The organism is Actinomadura nitritigenes, assembly GCF_017573545.1.
GTDB classification, from domain to species: Bacteria; Actinomycetota; Actinomycetes; order Streptosporangiales; family Streptosporangiaceae; genus Spirillospora; species Spirillospora nitritigenes.
This window is the reverse complement of record NZ_JAGEOK010000029.1, coordinates 1-14,798: the sequence shown is the minus strand read 5'-3', so window position 1 is coordinate 14,798 and position 14,798 is coordinate 1. Positions and strand designations below refer to the sequence as shown.

Here is a 14,798-nt window from a genome sequence, read left to right as displayed (position 1 = left end):
GCTGGTGATGGCGCGGGCCACACGGTCCCGATGAGCGTGCCCGTCCCGGCGCTCGGCGTCCCCGGCCTGCCGTTCACCGGCCTCGCCGCTCGATCGGCCCCTGATGCCCCTCAGTGGGTGTGCCCGCGCGCGGCGGCCCGGCGCCCCCGCCGCCGGGCCGCCCGCATGGATCACCGGTCGCGCCGGGGGCGCAGGTCAGGAGGGCGGCATCCGCAGGGTGCCGCTCGGTGGAGGAAGGCCAGGACGGCGGCGAGGTCCGCGAGTTCGGCCCGGCAGGACGGGCAGCCCTCCAGGTGGATCCGCGTCCGCGTCTGGTCGGCGGGCGCGAGCACGCCGAGGGCGTAGGCGCCGACGTCGATGCGGTGCGGGCAGCGCATCAGGGGCCCCGCCGCTCGCCCCGGACGCGTTCGAGCCAGCCGGGCCACAGCCGACGGGCCACCCCGGCGTCCAGCCGGCCGCCCAGGTGCATCGACCGCCACACGCCCCGGTACCCGGGCAGGATCCCGGCCGCGACGATCACGTGGCCCGCGACAAGGAGCGTGCAGGCGTAGGTCGCCCACTTGTGGACGCGGGCGAGCACGGCGAACGCGGGGCCGCCGTGCAGGAGCGCGAGCCCCGCACCCGTCCCGACCAGGGCGGTCAAGGAGAGGACCAGCAGGACGTTGAGGATCCGCTGGCCGGGATCGAAGTGCCCGTCGTGGCGGCCGAACCGTCCGGTGAGCAGGGCGGCCGGCCAGCGGAGCAGCCACCGCACGTCGCCCGTCCGGACCCGCAGCGTCTCCCGCACGAAGGTGCGGGACGCGCGGAAGCCGAGGACCGGGCCGGCCACGACGAGGGCGGCGAGCGCCCAGCCCACGTCCTTGTGCAGCGCCGTGTCCGGCAGGCGGAACAGCCGGGCGAGCGCGCTCGGGCGGCCCTCGTGCCCGAGGAGCAGCCACCAGCCGGTGACCAGCAGGACGAGCACCGCGAGGTAGATGCCAGCATGGAACCAGCGCACCGGGCGCGTGTACCGCTCGACCGTGTCGCGGCGGCGCATCAGGACCCGCGCGCGACGCCGCGCCCGCTCTTCGGACGTCCTAGTAGACATAGCCGCCGTCGCCGCCCGTCCCACCGCCGGAACCGCCGCCCGTCCCGCCGCTCGTAACGTCCACGTGGACCTGGGAGCCGGCTCCGGCGGGCGAGTGGTCGGCGTGCTGCAGCGTCACGCCTATGAGGTGCCGCCCCGGCGCCAGGTTCCTGATCTGGTACACCGTGGACGTGACCACGGTGTACTCGTCCGACTTGCCGTCGATGACGACGTGGACGTGGTCCTTGCCGGAGTCCACGGGCCCGATCGGCACGCTCGTGCTGAACTTCAGCGTGACGGGGGACCCGACGCTCGCGCCCTCCGCGGGCGACTGGATCGTCACCTTCGGAGCGCCGCCGCCCCCGCTCGCGGCACCCGAACCCGTGCCGCACGCGCTGAGCCCGAGGGCCGCGCTCACGATCCCGGCCGCCAGGAACCTCACGTTCATGCGTCTCTCCTCCGCGCTCTGCTGGATGTCAGCGGTAATACGCCGGGACGGACCGCAAGAGATTCGCCATTTCGTGAACCCTTTCGTGCCTCGCATCCGTATTGCTCATGTGGGAACTTTCCGATGAGTCACTGCTCACCGGCATGGCCGCGGGCGACCCGGAGACGGCGGCCGTGTTCGTCCGGCGCTACCAGGCCCGCGTGTACGGCCTCGCGTACACGCTGGTCGGGTCCTCGGCGATCGCCGAGGAGGTCGCGCAGGAGGCGTTCCTGCGCGCGTGGCGGCACGCGGGCGCCTACGATCCGCGCAAGGGCCGGGCGGTCACCTGGCTGCTGACGATCACCCGGAACCTGGCGGTCGACGCGCTGCGGCTGCGCGCCGACCGGCCCGTCGATCCGCACCTGCTGCTGACCACGCTGACCGGCGCGGAGCGCGCCGCGCCACCGGGGACGTCGTTCGAGGACGCCGAGGAGCTGCGCGAGGCCCTGCGCGCCCTGCCCCGCGAGCAGAGCACCCCGATCGTGCTGTCGGTGTTCTACGGGCTGACGGTCGGCGAGATCGCCGACCGCGAGCACATCCCGCTCGGCACCGCGAAGACCCGGCTGCGCCGGGGGCTCGCCCGACTCCGCGAGGCGCTGGGAGTGACCCATGACTGACCGGCCGGCCTGCGCCGAGACGCGGCCGCTGCTTCCCGAGCTGGCGGCGGGCGTCGCGCCGGCGGACGAGCGCGCCCGCGCGCTGCGGCACCTGGCGGGCTGCGGCCGCTGCCAGCGCGAGCTGGAGGCGCAGACCGCCCTGGTGGACGAGCTGTTCCAGCTCGTTCCGGAACGGCAGCCGCCCGCCGGTTTCGAGGCGTCCGTGCTGGCGCCGATGCAGCGCCGCCGGCGGCCGCGGCGGCTGCGCGACGCGCTGGCGCTCGCGGCGTCGGCGGTGCTGGTCGCGGGCGTCGCGGGGGGCGCCGCCGCGGGCGCGGTATGGAAGGAGACGCGAAGCGACCGGGACCTCGCGTCCAGCTACCGCAAGACGCTGGCCGTCGCGCACGGCCGGTACCTTCGCACGGTGCCCGTCGACGGGACGAGCGCCGCACCGGCCGGCGCGGCGCCGGCGGGCTACGTGTTCGCCTACCAGGGAACGCCGACCTGGCTCTTCGTCACCATCGGGGAGGCGGGACGAGCGGGCACCTACAGCATGTCCCTCACGACCCGCGACGGCCGCGACGTCCCGATCGGCGCGATGTCCGTCAAGGACGGCAAGGGGTCATGGGGCAGGACGATCCCGGTCGCCGTGCACGACATCCTCCTGATCCGGTTCCACGGCCCCACCGGCTCCGACCTCCTGGCCCGCTTCGGCTGAGCCGGGCGCGGGTCGCTCGAAGCCGTGCTCGGGCCGGTCGGTGAGGACGCGTTCGCGCATGTCGGGAACCCGGGCCGCCGCATCGCCGAGTTCGCCGAGATCGCGGCCCGGACGGGGCGGGCCTCAGCCGCCGGGGCCTGGGCGGGCGTGGCGCGGGGCGGGGGCGACGGGCACGTCGTCGTCGGTCTGCGGGGGCTTCTCGCGGCGCGCGGTGCGGCGCGCGCGGACGGCCCTGGTCAGCGGTTCGACACCGCGCGCGAGCACGGGCCCGGCCACCGCGAGGATGAGGACGTACGCGGCGGCGAGCGGGCCGAGCCGCGCGTTGGTGCCGGCGCTGACCGCAAGCCCGGCGATGACGATGTTGAACTCGCCGTGCGGGATCAGCGCGACGCCGGCGCGCAGCCGCCCGGTGACGGCGACGCCGGCGCGGCGCGCCGCGAACCAGCCGGTGGCGAGCTTGGTGCCGATGCTCACCAGCGCCAGCAGCGCCGCGATGCCGAGCACCGGGGGCAGGTCGTGCGGGTCGGTGTGCAGGCCGAAGAAGACGAAGAACACGGCGGCGAACAGGTCGCGCAGCGGCGACAGCAGCTTGTGGGCGGTGTGCGCGAGCGACCCCGACAGCGCGATCCCGACGAGGAACGCTCCAACGGCCGCCGACACCTGCAGCTGCTGCGCGATCCCGGCGACCAGCAGGGTGAGGCCGAGCACCTTCAGCAGCAGCACCTCCTCGCTGGGCGAGGAGACGAACCGCTCCACCCACGCGCCGTGCCGCAGCGCGACGAACAGGATCACCGCGATCGTGGCGGCGGCGACCGCCAGCGCCACGGCGCCGCCGACCAGCCCCGCCCCCGCGAGCAGCGCGGTGAGGATCGGCAGGTACGCGGCCATCGCGAGGTCCTCGAACACCAGCACCGACAGCAGCGCGGGCGTCTCCCGGTTGCCGAGCCAGCCGAGGTCGCCGATCACCTTCGCGGTGATGCCGGACGAGGTGACGTAGGTGATGCCGCCCATGGCGACCGCGGCGACCGGCCCCCAGCCGAGCAGCAGCGCCGCCGCGACGCCGGGCGCCGCGTTCAGCGCCATGTCGGCGAGGCCGACGGGCGCGGACGTGCGCAGGGTGCCGACCAGCTCGTCGGCGGTGTACTCCAGGCCGAGCGTGAACAGCAGCAGGATGACGCCGACCTCGGCGCCGATGGACACGAAGTCCTCGCTGGTCGTGAGGGGGTAGACGCCGCCGGACCCGAACGCGAGGCCGGCGATGAGGTAGAGCGGGATCGGGGAGATCGAGAAGCGGAGGGACACGGCGCCGAGCATGCCGAGGGCCAGGATGATCCCGCCGAGTTCGATGAGCTGGACGGCCGACTCCATGCGGGGTCAGCCGTCGGCGAGGATCGCGGCGACGGCCGCCGTGCCCTCGCCCGTCCCGACGACCACCACCACGTCCCCGGCGGCGAAGACGAAGTCGGGCCGGGGGCTGGCGAACACCTGCCCCTCGCGGACCACCGCGACGATGGACGCGCTGGTCCGGGTGCGGGCCTGGGTGTCGCCGAGCGGGCGGCCGACGTAGGGCGAGCCCGGCGCGATCGGCAGCTGCTCGGTGACCAGGCCCTCGACCTGCCGGTGCAGCTCGGCGAGGTGCTCGACGATCCGGCCGGTGCCGAGCAGCTCGGCGATCGCGTTGGCCTCCTCGGGGGTCAGCGCGACCGTCGCGACGCAGCTGTCGGGGTCCTCGCGGTCGTAGACGACGAGGTCGCGGCGGCCCGACCGGTGCGAGATGACGCCGAGCTGCCGGCCCCGCTCGGTCGTCATGACGTGTTGCAGGCCGATCCCCGGCAGGGCGGTCCGTTCGACGTCCACGGTGGTGCGTCCTTCCCTCTCCGGCCGGCCCGGCCTCACGGCAGGTCACGGAACGGGCACCGGCAAGACCGGCCATCATCGCAGATAACGGACACCGAGGTCACATCCCGCCCGGCCGTCATACCCGCCGCGCCCCGGGGTCACCGCGGGCGGGCGGGCTCGTCGAGGACCAGGTCGGGGCCGAGCGCCGCGAGCGCCGTCGGGGTGAGCCCGAACATGCCGCGGAAGGCGCCGCTGAGATGCGACGGCGACGCGAACCCGGCGTCGGCGGCGGCGCGGGTGAAGTCGTGGCCGGCGGCGAACGCCTCGGCGACCCGCAGGATCCGCGCCCACTGCACGTAGCGGCGGAAGCTGGTGCCGGCCTGGTCGGAGAACGTCCGCAGGAAATGGGACCGGGACAGCCCCGCCTCGCGCGCGGCGGCCTCCGCGCGCTGCGGCCGCGCCGGATCGTCGCGGATCCGCGCGGCGGCGCGGGCGATGCGCGGGTCGCGGGGCCTCGCGACGGGGATGCTGGCCGCCGCGAGCAGCCGTTCGACGTCCACCTCGTCGCGGGTGGCGAGGTCGATGAGCTCGGCCTCGCGGTGGTGGTCGCTGCCGAACCCGCCCGCGGTGCGCCGCATGCCGCCGAGGCACCGGGCCATCCGCGCGGACGTCGGGTCGAAGAAGCAGAACAGCATGCGGCCCGTCCCGCCGACGACCTCGTGCCGGACCCGGGCGCGGAACAGGAAGCTGCGGACGGTGCGCTCCGGGAGCCCGTCGGCCCGGACGGTGAAGGGCGCGTCGAGGCCGACGCCCAGGCAGGCCACCGCCGTGGAGTGCGGGCCGAGCCCGAGCGAGGGCCCGACGTACACGACGTGCCCGAGCCGGACCCACAGCCGCACGGGAGCGCACGTTCGTGGAAGTGCCGGCGCGGCCATGCGGTGAAGCATAGGCGCCGTGAACACTCGCGAACACAGCACCGGCAGCCCGCCCGTCGACCGGACCACCGGCGTACCCGCCGCCACGCCTTCGGGCGAGGCGGACCGCGGCGCGCTCGCGACCGCGCTGCGCGGCCTCGCCGCCGGCCGGATCGTGCTCGGCGCCGCCGCGATCCTCGCGCCGCACGCGATGGCCAGGGCGTCCGGGGTGCGGCCGTCACCGGAACTCGGCTACATGACCCGCGTCTTCGGGGCGCGGGCGATCGCGCTGGGGCTCGGCTACCTGACCGCGCCGGGCCCCGAGCGGTCCCGCTGGCAGCGGCTGGCGCTGCTGGTCGACACCCTCGACACCGCGCACGGCGCCGCCCGGCTCGCCCGCGGCGACCTCCCGCGCCCCACCGCGCTGGGGTACACGGCGCTGACCGGCGCGTACATGGCGATCGGCGCGACCCGCCTGGCCCGCGACCTGTCCTGACCGCTGCGGCCGCGGGCCGGGGGAAGGACGTCCGGCCGTCCCGGACCTCGGTGGGACGGCCGGCCGCCTCAGTGCGCTCTACCAGCGGTGACCGTGGTCGCCGTGGTCATCGTGGTCGCCGTGGTGACCGTAGCCGCCGTGGTCGCCCCAGCCGCCGTGGCCGTGGTCGCCGTGGTCGTCGTGGTCGCCCCAGCCACCGTGGCCGTGGCCGCGGTCCCGGACGCATCTGTGCCAGTACGGGTCCCAGTGGGTGCCCCACGGGCAGTGACGCGGCCACGCCCGCGCGGCCGTGGCCGTGGCCGTCTCCGCCGCGTTCGCCGAGGAGGCGGCGGGGGCGAACGCGGCCAGGCCGGCGGCCATGGTCAGTCCGGCGGCGGTCAGCGCCGCCGAGCGCAGCGGACTCGGGATCTTCATGTTTCCTCCAGGGGTTCGGGGCCCTGGCGGGCCCGTGCTTCCTCACCTCCTCTACCCGCTCCGCATCCGCGCGACTACTCACCGTGAGTAGATCATTAAGCCTCTGACCAGCGAACTCGCCGCTTCGGCGGGATCGGCGGGACGCGCGTTGAACTCCGCCGGACGCCGCGCCGTAACACCTCCCGTAGATCGTCATCTCGGGAGCTGGAGGGCTCATGAGGCGCCGGAACGCCGCGAGGGAACGTCGTCTGCGCACCGTGGTCGGAACGAGCGTGGCGGTCGCCGGTGCGGCCGGGCTCGTCGCCGGGTCGCTGTACGCGGTCCGCACCGGGGACGGGCCGCAGGCGGCGAGACTGGCCGGCGACGCCCAGGCCCGGAACGGGCAGGCCAAGGGCGTTCAGGCCGGGGGAACGCAGCCGCGGGCGGCGGCGCTCGCCGCACGGGTCGCCGGGCGGCTCGGCGGCCGCACGGCCGGCGGCTACCTGGACGCGGCGGGACGGCCCGTCGTCACGGTCGCCACCGCGGCGGACGCGGCGATGGTGCGGTCGGCGGGCGCCGTGCCGAAGATGATGCGGACGAGCCCCCGGACCCTGGCCAGGACGACGGCCGCGCTGCGCCGGTCGATGGCGGGGACGCCCGGCACCGGATGGGCCGTCGATCCGGCGACGTCGCAGGTCGTGATGTGGGTCGACGACTCGGTCAGGGGTGCGCGGATGGCCGGGGTCCGCCGCGAGGCGGCGAGCATGGGGCCGGCGGTGCGGATGGTGCGCGTCCCTGGGCGGCTGCGCACCCTCGCGCTCGGCGGCGACGCGATCTTCGGAGGCGGCGCGCGCTGCTCGCTGGGCTTCAACGTGCAGCGGGGCGGGCAGCCGTTCTTCCTCACCGCCGGGCACTGCGGGAACATCGTGAAGGACTGGACCGCCGACCAGGAGGGCGCGCAGGCCCTCGGCACGACGGTGCAGAGCGACTTCCCCGGCAACGACTTCGCGCTGGTCCAGGCGACGGACGGCGGGCAGAGCGCGGTCGACCTGCACGACGGCACCGCGCAGCCGATCGCGAAGGCCGCGGACGCGGTGGTCGGCCAGCAGGTCGCGCGCAGCGGCAGCACGACGGGCGTCCGCACCGGGCGGGTCACGGCGGTCGGCGCGACGGTGAACTTCCCCGAGGGGACGGTCACCGGCATGATCCAGACGACCGTCTGCGCGGAGCCGGGCGACAGCGGCGGGCCGCTGTTCAGCGGGACCACGGCGCTCGGGCTGACCTCGGGCGGGTCGGGCGACTGCCGGACGGGCGGCGTCACGTTCTTCCAGCCGGTCACCGAGGCGCTCCAGGCGTTCGGCGCGCAGCTGCCCTGAGGCGGGCGCGGGACTCGCGGGCGCCGCGTCACATTCCGCGGCTCCCTCCCGTCATGGAGGTGTCAGCGTTTCGACACCGCCATGAGGAGACCACGATGAGCGCACGGATCAACTTCTACGAGAGCGACGTGGCCATGAAGGTCGCGAAGTACATCAACTCCGCGGGCAAGGCCATCGCCGACTCCAGCCTCCCCGCCGCGACGCAGGAGCTGGTGAAGATCCGCGCGAGCCAGATCAACGGCTGCGGCTACTGCCTCGACATGCACAGCAAGGACGCCGCCGCCGCCGGGGAGACCCAGCAGCGGATCAACCTGGTGGCCGCGTGGCGGGAGGCCACGGTCTACACCGACGCCGAGCGCGCGGCGCTGGAGCTGACCGAGGAGGGCACCCGCCTCGCCGACGGGGCCGGCGTCAGCGACGAGACCTGGGCGAACGCCGCCAAGCACTTCGACGAGGAGCAGCTCGCCGCCCTGGTGGGGATGATCGCCGTGATCAACACCTACAACCGCCTCAACGTCATCACGCAGCAGCCCGCCGGCGACTACCAGCCCGGCCAGTTCGGCTGAGCCGCACCGCCCGGGACGGGCCGCCCCTGACGGCCGCGCGCTCGTCGGGGGCGGTCCCGGGCGTCCGGCCGTGAAGGCCGCGCGCGCTCGCGCGCACTCGCGGGCGGGACCGGGCGGCGCCGCGCCACCGGGAAAGGCGTTGTCGGGATACGGGCGACTCTAGATACTTGGCGCATGATGTCCTCGCTCGTGGCATTCGTCGGCGCGGCGTTCCTGATCGCGATGGTCCCCGGCCCCAGCACCGCCGTGATCCTGCGGCGCTCGGTGATGCACGGCCGGGTCAACGGCATGGCGACGGTCCTCGGCAACGAGTGCGGAGTCCTGCTGTGGGGCCTGGCCGCCGCGTTCGGCCTGTCGGCCCTGCTGCTGGCCTCGCGCCTGGCCTACGACGCGATGCGCATCACGGGCGCGGTGGTCCTGGTCTACATGGGGGCGCGCGCGCTGTGGAAGGCGCGGCACAAAGACGAAGCCGACGACGAACCGGCCCCCGCCGCGGCCGTCTCGCACGGGCGCGCGTTCCGGCAGGGTCTGATCACCAACTTCGCGAACCCGAAGGCCGGGGTGTTCGCGGTGTCGTTCCTGCCGCAGTTCGTCCCGCACGGCGCGCCCGTCCTGGCGACGCTGGTCCTGTTCTCGGTGATCTGGGCCGTCGTCGACATGATCTGGTACCTGCCGATGGTCTGGCTGGCGGGACGGGCCCGCGCGCTGCTGCAGCGCGCGTCGATCCGCCGCCGGATGGAGCAGGTCTCCGGGCTCGTCCTCCTCGGCCTGGGCATCCGCCTGGCCGCCGAGTCCTGACGCGGCGCCCCGGCCGCGCTACCGGTAGCCGCGCTTGAGCAGGAACTTCGCGCCCGCCGCGTAGCCCTCGGGGCTGAGCAGCTCGAACCCGAACGCGTCGGCGAGCCGGTCGGTGGCGTTGAAGGCGGCGCAGACCGCCAGGGCGTCCCGGACCTGCTCGGGCGACGCCCCGGCGGCCAGCACCTCCCGCATGTCGCCGGCGCCGACCTCTCCGTCCCGCGTCAGCGCGCCGAGCATCCGCAGCGTCGCCCGCAGCGGCTCCTCGACGGGAGGCGCCTCCAGGTCGGCGAGCACGGCCGCGACCCGCGCCCCGTCCCCGTACGCCTGCGTCGCGGTCGCGGTGTGCGCGCCGACGCAGAACGCCGACGCGTTGACCTTCGACACGTAGGCCGCCATCAGCTCCCGGTCGCCGACGGACCAGGCGGACGGCCCGCGCATCGCCTCGTGGGTGAACTCCTTGGCCAGAGCGCCGTAGAAGTCGGGCCGGTAGAACGTGACCTTCGCGGCGTCCGGCAGCGGCCGGCCGGAGAACAGCCGGACGGCGGCGAACAGCAGCTTGGCGCCGGGGCGGTACCCGTGGTTCAGGACGTCAAGGCGCATGGTCCGGCCCCTCCTCGCCGCCCGCGTCGGCCAGGGCCGCGAGCCCGGCCTCGTACATCCGGGAGGACCGGCCGACCGCGGCGCACACCACCAGCTCGAACAGCTCGTCCTCGGTGCAGCCGGACGCCTTCGCCGCGGCCAGGTCCGCCTCGGTGACCTGCGCCGGGCTGTCGGCGACCTTGCCGATCAGCGCGTCCAGCGGCGGGGCGAGGCCCTCGTTGCGGAACGCGCGCGCCCGCAGCTCCGCGGGCGCCCTGCCGTCCCCGTGCAGCACGCGGTCGACCAGCGCGTCGTGCACCGCTCGCTTCCTGTCCTCGGCCGGCATGGCGCCCCCCTGCGGCTCGGGCCTTCCGCCTTCACGTGATAGACGATCGGCGCGCCCCGTATGTGACACATCCGACCACCCGGATCTACCCGGCGTCCGGCCGGATACCTGCCGCGACTAGCCGATCTCCAGGACGACCTTGCCGCGCGCCCGTCCCGACAGGCTCAGCTCCGCAGCCGTACGCCAGTCCTCCAGCGGGAACGTGCCGGCCACCGGGATCGAGAAGCGGCCCTCGGCGGCGAGCGCCGCGTACTCGCCGAGCACATGGGTGCTCACCGCGCCCTCGCCGCCGGGTCCGCTGAACCGCACGCCGAGTTCCCTGGCCGCGTCGAAGTCGCTGACCGTCAGCACGTGCTCCGGCGCCGTGACGGTGCGCACGAGCTCCGGCAGCGCGCCGCTGACCGGTGCCGCGTCGAAGGCGAGGCCGACCGGCCCGCCCGCGAGGGCCGTCACGCGCTCGGCCATGCCGGCGCCGTAACCGGTGACCTCGGCGCCCGCGGCCCGCAGCGCGCCGGCGTAGGTCTCCCCGGCGGTGGCCACGACCCGCGCCCCGCGCTGGAGCGCCATCTGCACCGCGGCGTACCCGACGGTGGTCCCGGCGCCGTGGACGAGCACGGTCATGCCGTCGCGGACGCCGAGCGCGTCCAGGCCGCGGTAGGCCGTCTCGACCGCCATCGGCAGCGCGGCGGCGCCGACCGCGTCGAGCCCCGCCGGCCGCGGGAACCACACGTCGAGGAGCGCCTGCTCGGACGCGCCGGCGGTCGGCCCGGTGAAGGGCGCCGGGCCGAACACCGGATCGCCGATCGCGACGCCGGTCACGCCGTCGCCGAGCGCGTCGATCGTGCCGGAGACCTCCAGCCCGATGCCGCGCGGCAGGCCCCCGGGGAAGAGCCCGCCGCACAGGGCCCAGTCCGCCGGGGTCAGCCCGCACGCCTGGACCCGGACGCGGACCCGGCCCGGGCCGGGCGCGGGGGCTTCGGCGTCGTCGAGCCTCAGGACGTCGAGCGCCGCTCCGTGCTCGTGGAAGCGAAGGGTGCGCATGGAACCTCCTCGGAAACGGTGACAGCAGATGCTGTCGTCACCTCACGCTAGCAGAGCGATGACAGCATCTGCTGTCGCTATACTCGCGGGCATGGCACGCTGGGAGGGCGACGCGCGCGGACGGCTCGAACGGGCGGCGCTGGAACTGTTCGACGAGCAGGGCTACGACCGCACGACGGTCGCGCAGATCGCGCGGCGCGCGAACCTGACGGAGCGGTCGTTCTACCGCTGGTTCACCGACAAGCGCGAGGTGCTGTTCGCCGGCGACGACCTCCAGGAGCGGTTCCTGGCCGCGATGGACGCCGTCCCGGCGGGCACCGGCGCGCTGCCGGCGCTGCTGGCCGCGTTCGCCACCGCGCCCGAGGTGTTCCGTCCCCGCGACTTCCTGGAGAAGCGGGCGGCGGTCATCGCGGCGAACCCGCCGCTGCGCGAGCGCGAGCTGATCAAACTCGTCTCGCTCTCCGAGGCCCTGACCGCGGCCCTGGTGCGCCGGGGCTGCGACCGGCGGACGGCGCGGCTCGCCACCGACGCCGGCCTGGCCGTCCTCCGCCTCGCGACCGAACGGTGGATGGCCGACGAGGAGACCGACTTCGCCGAGGCCCTGTCCGCCGGCGCCGCCGACCTCCTCGCCGTCACCACCGAAGCCGCCCCGGCCGGCGCCTGATCAGCGCCCCTCCGAGGGCTCGAACGGACGGCGCCGGGTGGTCCCGGCGCCTGGCGGGCGAGGACGTCGCCGGTGAGCCGCCGGGTCAGGGCTGGGCGTGCGCGAGTCGCGACAGCAGGGCGATGAACTGGCGCCGCTGGGCGTCCGTCAGAGGCGCGAGGAACTCCTCCTGGATGCCGTCGACGACCCTGTCGAGCTCGAGCAGCCGGTCGACGCCCGCCGGTGTGATCGTGACGATCTTCCGGCGCTTGTGCTCGGGGTCGACCGAGCGCTCGACCAGGGTGCGCGACTCGAGTTCGGTCAGGGCGGCGGTCACGTCGCTGCGATCGATCCCGGTCCTGCGGCCGAGGTCGGCCTGGCTCGCCGGACCCCACTCCTCCAGCGCGGCGAGGAGCCGGTAGTGGTAGCTGCGCAGTCCGCCGCCATGCGTCTCGAAACCGGCGCCGAGCAGCCCTGAGGAACGCAGGTAGGCGCGGCTGACCAGCCAGGTCGCGCGTCCTTCGAGCCGGGTCGGAGTGCGGCCGGTGTCGTGGCGGGGCATGGGCACGCGCCGAGTCTAGCAGTTGTGGGTCGCCCCAACACTCGCTATGTTGGCCTGACCAACACTCAACCGCCCACCGCCGAGGAGATCTCCCAGTGAACAGGTCACCGAAGAGCGAGCCGGAACGCGTTCTCGTCGTCGGCCGCAGCCCCGGCGTGCTCATCGCCACCGTCGACATCCTGCGCGCCAGGGGCTACTCCGCGGACGCGACGAACCAGTTCGACCACGTCCTCCAGGACTACGACGTCACCGATCTCGACGTCCTGGTCTTCGGCGGCATGGTCCCCGCCGAGACGAAGCAGAAGCTGCGCGAGGACGTCCTCGAGCGCAACCCGGACGTGACGTTCGTCCAGGGGCTCGCCGGTATCGCCGGCCTCATCGCCGCCCAGGTGAAGGCCGCCACCTCGGACGAGGCCCTCGGCACCGGCGAGGTCGTCTACGACGCCCCAACGCGCTCGCTGCGGCTCACGCTCGACGAATCCGCCCCCGTCACCGTCGAGGCGTGGTGGGGCACGTCCTTCGTCCCCCCGGAACCCGAGAGCGCGTCGATGTACGTGTTCGACGACCGCCTCGACGCGGGGACCCACGTCATCCCGCTTCCCGACCGGGTACCGGCCGAAGCGTCCTTCGCCGGTGTCACCGTCGGCCCGTTCACCCGCGTGTTCACCGTCGGCCCCATGCCCGCCGCCGTCACGCGGCTGGCGCCGGCCTCGGCCACCGACGACCGGCTTCCGCAGGTCGCCCGGGTGACGACGAGCAGCGATGACCGGTAACGCGAACGAGGAGGCCGCGGCGGGCGCCCCCGCGGCGGTCGCGGACCCGGTTCCGGACCGCCGGCTCGGCGTCGCCATGTGGGTCATCGCCTTCGCACGGTTCCTGGTCGTGCTGGACGGCACGATCATGATCGTCGCGCTCCCGAGCATCCAGGACGCACTGAAGATCTCTCCGTCGAACCTGAACTGGGTGATCAACGCGTACTCGCTGACCTTCGGCGGACTGATGCTCGTCGCCGGGCGGGTCGGCGACCTGTACGGCCGCAAGAAGATCTTCAGGGTCGGCCTGGTGCTGTTCGGCGCGGCCTCGCTGCTCGGCGGGCTGGCGCCGACCGGCGGCGCCCTGATCGCGTTCCGCGCCGTCCAGGGCGTCGGGGCCGCGATCGCCACCCCCGGCGCGCTGTCGCTGCTGGTCGCCACCTTCCCCGAAGGCAGGCCCCGCACCCGGGCCCTGGGCCTCTACGGCGGGATGACCGGACTGGCGTCGGTCATGGGCCTGGTCCTCGGCGGCGTGCTGACCACCTACGCCGGCTGGCGCTGGGTGCTGCTGGTGAACGTGCCGGTCATCATCGGTGTCCTGCTCGGCGTCAACGCCCTGGACGAGGGCGCCCCCGCCGGGCGGACGAAGATCGACCTCCCCGGCGCGGCCTTCGCCACCCTTGGCGCGGGCTCGCTGGTCTACGCGGTGGACCGGGTCGGCGAGCACGGCTGGAGCGACGCCGCGGTCGTCGGCTGCCTGACCGGATCGGCCCTGCTGCTGTCCCTCTTCGTGGCCGCCCAGCGCATCGGCCGCACGCCGATGGTCCCGCGCGAGGTGGTCGGCGACCGCGGCCGGGGCGGGGCGAACATCGTCACGCTGCTGATGTCGACGGGCAGCTTCGCCACGTACTTCTTCCTGACCCTGTACATGCAGCAGATCCTGGGCTACTCCGCGCTGCGGACCGGCCTGATGTACCTGCCGCTCGCCGTGGGCTTCGGCATCGCGGCCGGCGGTGTGGGCCCGCAGCTGCTCGCCCGCACCTCGGAGAGGGCGGCCCTGTCGCTGGCCCTGGCACTCGCCGCCGCGGGCACCGCATGGTTCGGCTTCCTGACGGTGCACTCCAGCATGTACGGGATGGTGATGCCGGCGTCGCTGGTGACCGGACTGGGCCTGGGCGCGACCGTCGTCGTCTCCACCGGGATCGGCGTCCGCGGAATCGACGGCTCCGAGGCCGGCATCGGCTCCGCGCTGCTCACCGCGGGCTCGCAGATCGGCGGCGCGCTGGGCCTGGCGGGACTGGCGACCGTCGCGGTCACGGCGACCCGGCACGCGGCGAAGGGCACGCCCCTGCCGGACGCGCTCGTCCACGGTTACACGGCGGGCTTCAGAGTCGCCGTCGGGCTGTACCTGCTCGGCATCGTCGTCGCCCTGGTCACCGTCACCCCGTACGACGGGCGGCGGGGATCGGCGGCCGCACCGGCCGAAGTGACCGGCTAGCTGTACTCGGTCATGAGGTTGGTGACAGGCGGCTGATGGGTGGGTGACCGCCGAGTGCGGTGTGTGGGCGTTGGGTGTTGTAGTACTCCAGCCAGGGTGCCAGGCGGTGGGTGCGTTGGGTGTTGCTG

At 74.6% G+C, this 14,798-nt stretch carries 21 protein-coding genes; 9 read left to right on the top strand and 12 right to left on the bottom strand.

The window, feature by feature from the left end; translation table 11 throughout:
* Positions 1–170: 170 nt before the first annotated feature.
* The 3 genes from J4557_RS35855 to J4557_RS35845 are packed head-to-tail and all read right to left on the bottom strand — an operon-like array spanning position 171 to position 1,514.
* Positions 171–377: an anti-sigma factor family protein gene (locus tag J4557_RS35855; RefSeq protein ID WP_208271242.1), complete on the bottom strand. Its 207-nt coding sequence runs from the start codon at positions 375–377 to the stop codon at positions 171–173.
* Entirely contained in the window at positions 377–1,087 is a 711-nt protein-coding gene (locus J4557_RS35850; protein ID WP_208271241.1) for a cytochrome b/b6 domain-containing protein, read from the bottom strand. The genes J4557_RS35855 and J4557_RS35850 overlap by 1 nt, the downstream gene beginning before the upstream one ends.
* Entirely contained in the window at positions 1,077–1,514 is a 438-nt protein-coding gene (locus J4557_RS35845; protein WP_208271240.1) for a hypothetical protein, read from the bottom strand. Before J4557_RS35845 ends, J4557_RS35850 begins: the two co-directional genes overlap by 11 nt.
* A gap of 107 nt (positions 1,515–1,621) precedes the next feature.
* On the opposite strand from J4557_RS35845, the gene J4557_RS35840 reads away from it, so the two are divergent.
* Entirely contained in the window at positions 1,622–2,170 is a 549-nt protein-coding gene (locus tag J4557_RS35840; protein WP_208271239.1) for an RNA polymerase sigma factor, read from the top strand.
* On the top strand, positions 2,163–2,867 hold the full coding sequence (locus J4557_RS35835; RefSeq protein WP_208271238.1) for an anti-sigma factor family protein: 705 nt from the start codon (positions 2,163–2,165) through the stop codon (positions 2,865–2,867). The genes J4557_RS35840 and J4557_RS35835 overlap by 8 nt, the downstream gene beginning before the upstream one ends.
* 123 nt (positions 2,868–2,990) lie before the next feature.
* Here J4557_RS35835 and J4557_RS35830 read toward each other — a convergent pair whose 3' ends face one another.
* The 3 genes from J4557_RS35830 to J4557_RS35820 all read right to left on the bottom strand — a co-directional run bounded on the left by J4557_RS35830 (position 2,991) and on the right by J4557_RS35820 (position 5,605).
* Complete coding sequence (locus J4557_RS35830) at positions 2,991–4,235, bottom strand: cation:proton antiporter (protein ID WP_208271237.1); 1,245 nt, start codon at positions 4,233–4,235, stop codon at positions 2,991–2,993.
* Positions 4,236–4,241: 6 nt separating this feature from the next.
* The gene (locus J4557_RS35825) at positions 4,242–4,724 is read right to left on the bottom strand and encodes a cation:proton antiporter regulatory subunit (protein WP_208271236.1); all 483 of its coding nucleotides are present in this window, start codon (positions 4,722–4,724) and stop codon (positions 4,242–4,244) included.
* Between the two features lie 140 nt (positions 4,725–4,864).
* A complete protein-coding gene (locus tag J4557_RS35820) occupies positions 4,865–5,605 on the bottom strand; it encodes a helix-turn-helix domain-containing protein (RefSeq protein ID WP_208271235.1) in 741 nt (246 codons plus the stop codon).
* Between the two features lie 55 nt (positions 5,606–5,660).
* Here J4557_RS35820 and J4557_RS35815 point away from each other — a divergent pair, with 55 nt between their 5' ends.
* The gene (locus tag J4557_RS35815) at positions 5,661–6,116 is read left to right on the top strand and encodes a hypothetical protein (protein ID WP_208271234.1); all 456 of its coding nucleotides are present in this window, start codon (positions 5,661–5,663) and stop codon (positions 6,114–6,116) included.
* A 78-nt stretch (positions 6,117–6,194) separates the two neighbouring features.
* On the opposite strand, the gene J4557_RS35810 is transcribed toward J4557_RS35815, so the two are convergent.
* Positions 6,195–6,530 carry a hypothetical protein gene (locus tag J4557_RS35810; RefSeq protein WP_208271233.1) on the bottom strand — a complete coding sequence of 112 codons (336 nt, stop codon included), beginning with the start codon at positions 6,528–6,530 and terminating at the stop codon, positions 6,195–6,197.
* 257 nt (positions 6,531–6,787) lie between these two features.
* On the opposite strand from J4557_RS35810, the gene J4557_RS35805 reads away from it, so the two are divergent.
* The 3 genes from J4557_RS35805 to J4557_RS35795 all read left to right on the top strand — a co-directional run bounded on the left by J4557_RS35805 (position 6,788) and on the right by J4557_RS35795 (position 9,249).
* Entirely contained in the window at positions 6,788–7,885 is a 1,098-nt protein-coding gene (locus tag J4557_RS35805; RefSeq protein ID WP_208271232.1) for a S1 family peptidase, read from the top strand.
* A gap of 95 nt (positions 7,886–7,980) precedes the next feature.
* Entirely contained in the window at positions 7,981–8,451 is a 471-nt protein-coding gene (locus tag J4557_RS35800; protein WP_208271231.1) for a carboxymuconolactone decarboxylase family protein, read from the top strand.
* A 174-nt stretch (positions 8,452–8,625) separates the two neighbouring features.
* Positions 8,626–9,249 carry a LysE family translocator gene (locus J4557_RS35795; RefSeq protein ID WP_208271230.1) on the top strand — a complete coding sequence of 208 codons (624 nt, stop codon included), beginning with the start codon at positions 8,626–8,628 and terminating at the stop codon, positions 9,247–9,249.
* Positions 9,250–9,267: 18 nt separating this feature from the next.
* On the opposite strand, the gene J4557_RS35790 is transcribed toward J4557_RS35795, so the two are convergent.
* From J4557_RS35790 to J4557_RS35780, 3 genes are all read right to left on the bottom strand, one after another.
* The gene (locus J4557_RS35790; RefSeq protein ID WP_208271229.1) at positions 9,268–9,849 is read right to left on the bottom strand and encodes a carboxymuconolactone decarboxylase family protein; all 582 of its coding nucleotides are present in this window, start codon (positions 9,847–9,849) and stop codon (positions 9,268–9,270) included.
* Positions 9,839–10,174 (bottom strand): hypothetical protein, encoded by a 336-nt coding sequence (locus J4557_RS35785; protein ID WP_208271228.1) that lies wholly within the window; start codon positions 10,172–10,174, stop codon positions 9,839–9,841. The genes J4557_RS35790 and J4557_RS35785 overlap by 11 nt, the downstream gene beginning before the upstream one ends.
* Positions 10,175–10,291: 117 nt before the next feature.
* A complete protein-coding gene (locus tag J4557_RS35780) occupies positions 10,292–11,215 on the bottom strand; it encodes an NADP-dependent oxidoreductase (RefSeq protein WP_208271227.1) in 924 nt (307 codons plus the stop codon).
* 91 nt (positions 11,216–11,306) lie between these two features.
* Between J4557_RS35780 and J4557_RS35775 the strand changes: the two genes are divergently transcribed.
* The gene (locus J4557_RS35775; protein ID WP_208271226.1) at positions 11,307–11,879 is read left to right on the top strand and encodes a TetR/AcrR family transcriptional regulator; all 573 of its coding nucleotides are present in this window, start codon (positions 11,307–11,309) and stop codon (positions 11,877–11,879) included.
* A gap of 85 nt (positions 11,880–11,964) precedes the next feature.
* On the opposite strand, the gene J4557_RS35770 is transcribed toward J4557_RS35775, so the two are convergent.
* Positions 11,965–12,420 carry a MarR family winged helix-turn-helix transcriptional regulator gene (locus J4557_RS35770; protein WP_208271339.1) on the bottom strand — a complete coding sequence of 152 codons (456 nt, stop codon included), beginning with the start codon at positions 12,418–12,420 and terminating at the stop codon, positions 11,965–11,967.
* Between the two features lie 95 nt (positions 12,421–12,515).
* Between J4557_RS35770 and J4557_RS35765 the strand changes: the two genes are divergently transcribed.
* Both J4557_RS35765 and J4557_RS35760 read left to right on the top strand, forming a co-directional pair.
* Positions 12,516–13,193 (top strand): hypothetical protein, encoded by a 678-nt coding sequence (locus J4557_RS35765; RefSeq protein WP_208271225.1) that lies wholly within the window; start codon positions 12,516–12,518, stop codon positions 13,191–13,193.
* 76 nt (positions 13,194–13,269) lie between these two features.
* On the top strand, positions 13,270–14,670 hold the full coding sequence (locus J4557_RS35760; protein ID WP_372442568.1) for an MFS transporter: 1,401 nt from the start codon (positions 13,270–13,272) through the stop codon (positions 14,668–14,670).
* A 10-nt stretch (positions 14,671–14,680) separates the two neighbouring features.
* Here the strand turns inward: J4557_RS35760 and J4557_RS35755 are convergent.
* Positions 14,681–14,798: integrase core domain-containing protein (locus tag J4557_RS35755; protein ID WP_208268587.1), on the bottom strand; the 118-nt coding region annotated here is incomplete at its 5' end.

Excerpts from the sequence above, each read along its gene's own strand:
- J4557_RS35780 (WP_208271227.1), bottom strand. The coding sequence starts at position 11,215 with ATGCGCACCCTTCGCTTCCACGAGCACGGAGCGGCGCTCGACGTCCTG.
- J4557_RS35790 (WP_208271229.1), bottom strand. The coding sequence starts at position 9,849 with ATGCGCCTTGACGTCCTGAACCACGGGTACCGCCCCGGCGCCAAGCTG.
- J4557_RS35775 (WP_208271226.1), top strand. The coding sequence starts at position 11,307 with ATGGCACGCTGGGAGGGCGACGCGCGCGGACGGCTCGAACGGGCGGCG.
- J4557_RS35785 (WP_208271228.1), bottom strand. The coding sequence starts at position 10,174 with ATGCCGGCCGAGGACAGGAAGCGAGCGGTGCACGACGCGCTGGTCGAC.
- J4557_RS35760 (WP_372442568.1), top strand. The coding sequence starts at position 13,270 with ATGTGGGTCATCGCCTTCGCACGGTTCCTGGTCGTGCTGGACGGCACG.
- J4557_RS35800 (WP_208271231.1), top strand. The coding sequence starts at position 7,981 with ATGAGCGCACGGATCAACTTCTACGAGAGCGACGTGGCCATGAAGGTC.
- J4557_RS35835 (WP_208271238.1), top strand. The coding sequence starts at position 2,163 with ATGACTGACCGGCCGGCCTGCGCCGAGACGCGGCCGCTGCTTCCCGAG.
- J4557_RS35830 (WP_208271237.1), bottom strand. The coding sequence starts at position 4,235 with ATGGAGTCGGCCGTCCAGCTCATCGAACTCGGCGGGATCATCCTGGCC.
- J4557_RS35845 (WP_208271240.1), bottom strand. The coding sequence starts at position 1,514 with ATGAACGTGAGGTTCCTGGCGGCCGGGATCGTGAGCGCGGCCCTCGGG.
- J4557_RS35770 (WP_208271339.1), bottom strand. The coding sequence starts at position 12,420 with ATGCCCCGCCACGACACCGGCCGCACTCCGACCCGGCTCGAAGGACGC.
- J4557_RS35855 (WP_208271242.1), bottom strand. The coding sequence starts at position 377 with ATGCGCTGCCCGCACCGCATCGACGTCGGCGCCTACGCCCTCGGCGTG.
- J4557_RS35840 (WP_208271239.1), top strand. The coding sequence starts at position 1,622 with ATGTGGGAACTTTCCGATGAGTCACTGCTCACCGGCATGGCCGCGGGC.
- J4557_RS35810 (WP_208271233.1), bottom strand. The coding sequence starts at position 6,530 with ATGAAGATCCCGAGTCCGCTGCGCTCGGCGGCGCTGACCGCCGCCGGA.
- J4557_RS35795 (WP_208271230.1), top strand. The coding sequence starts at position 8,626 with ATGATGTCCTCGCTCGTGGCATTCGTCGGCGCGGCGTTCCTGATCGCG.
- J4557_RS35850 (WP_208271241.1), bottom strand. The coding sequence starts at position 1,087 with ATGTCTACTAGGACGTCCGAAGAGCGGGCGCGGCGTCGCGCGCGGGTC.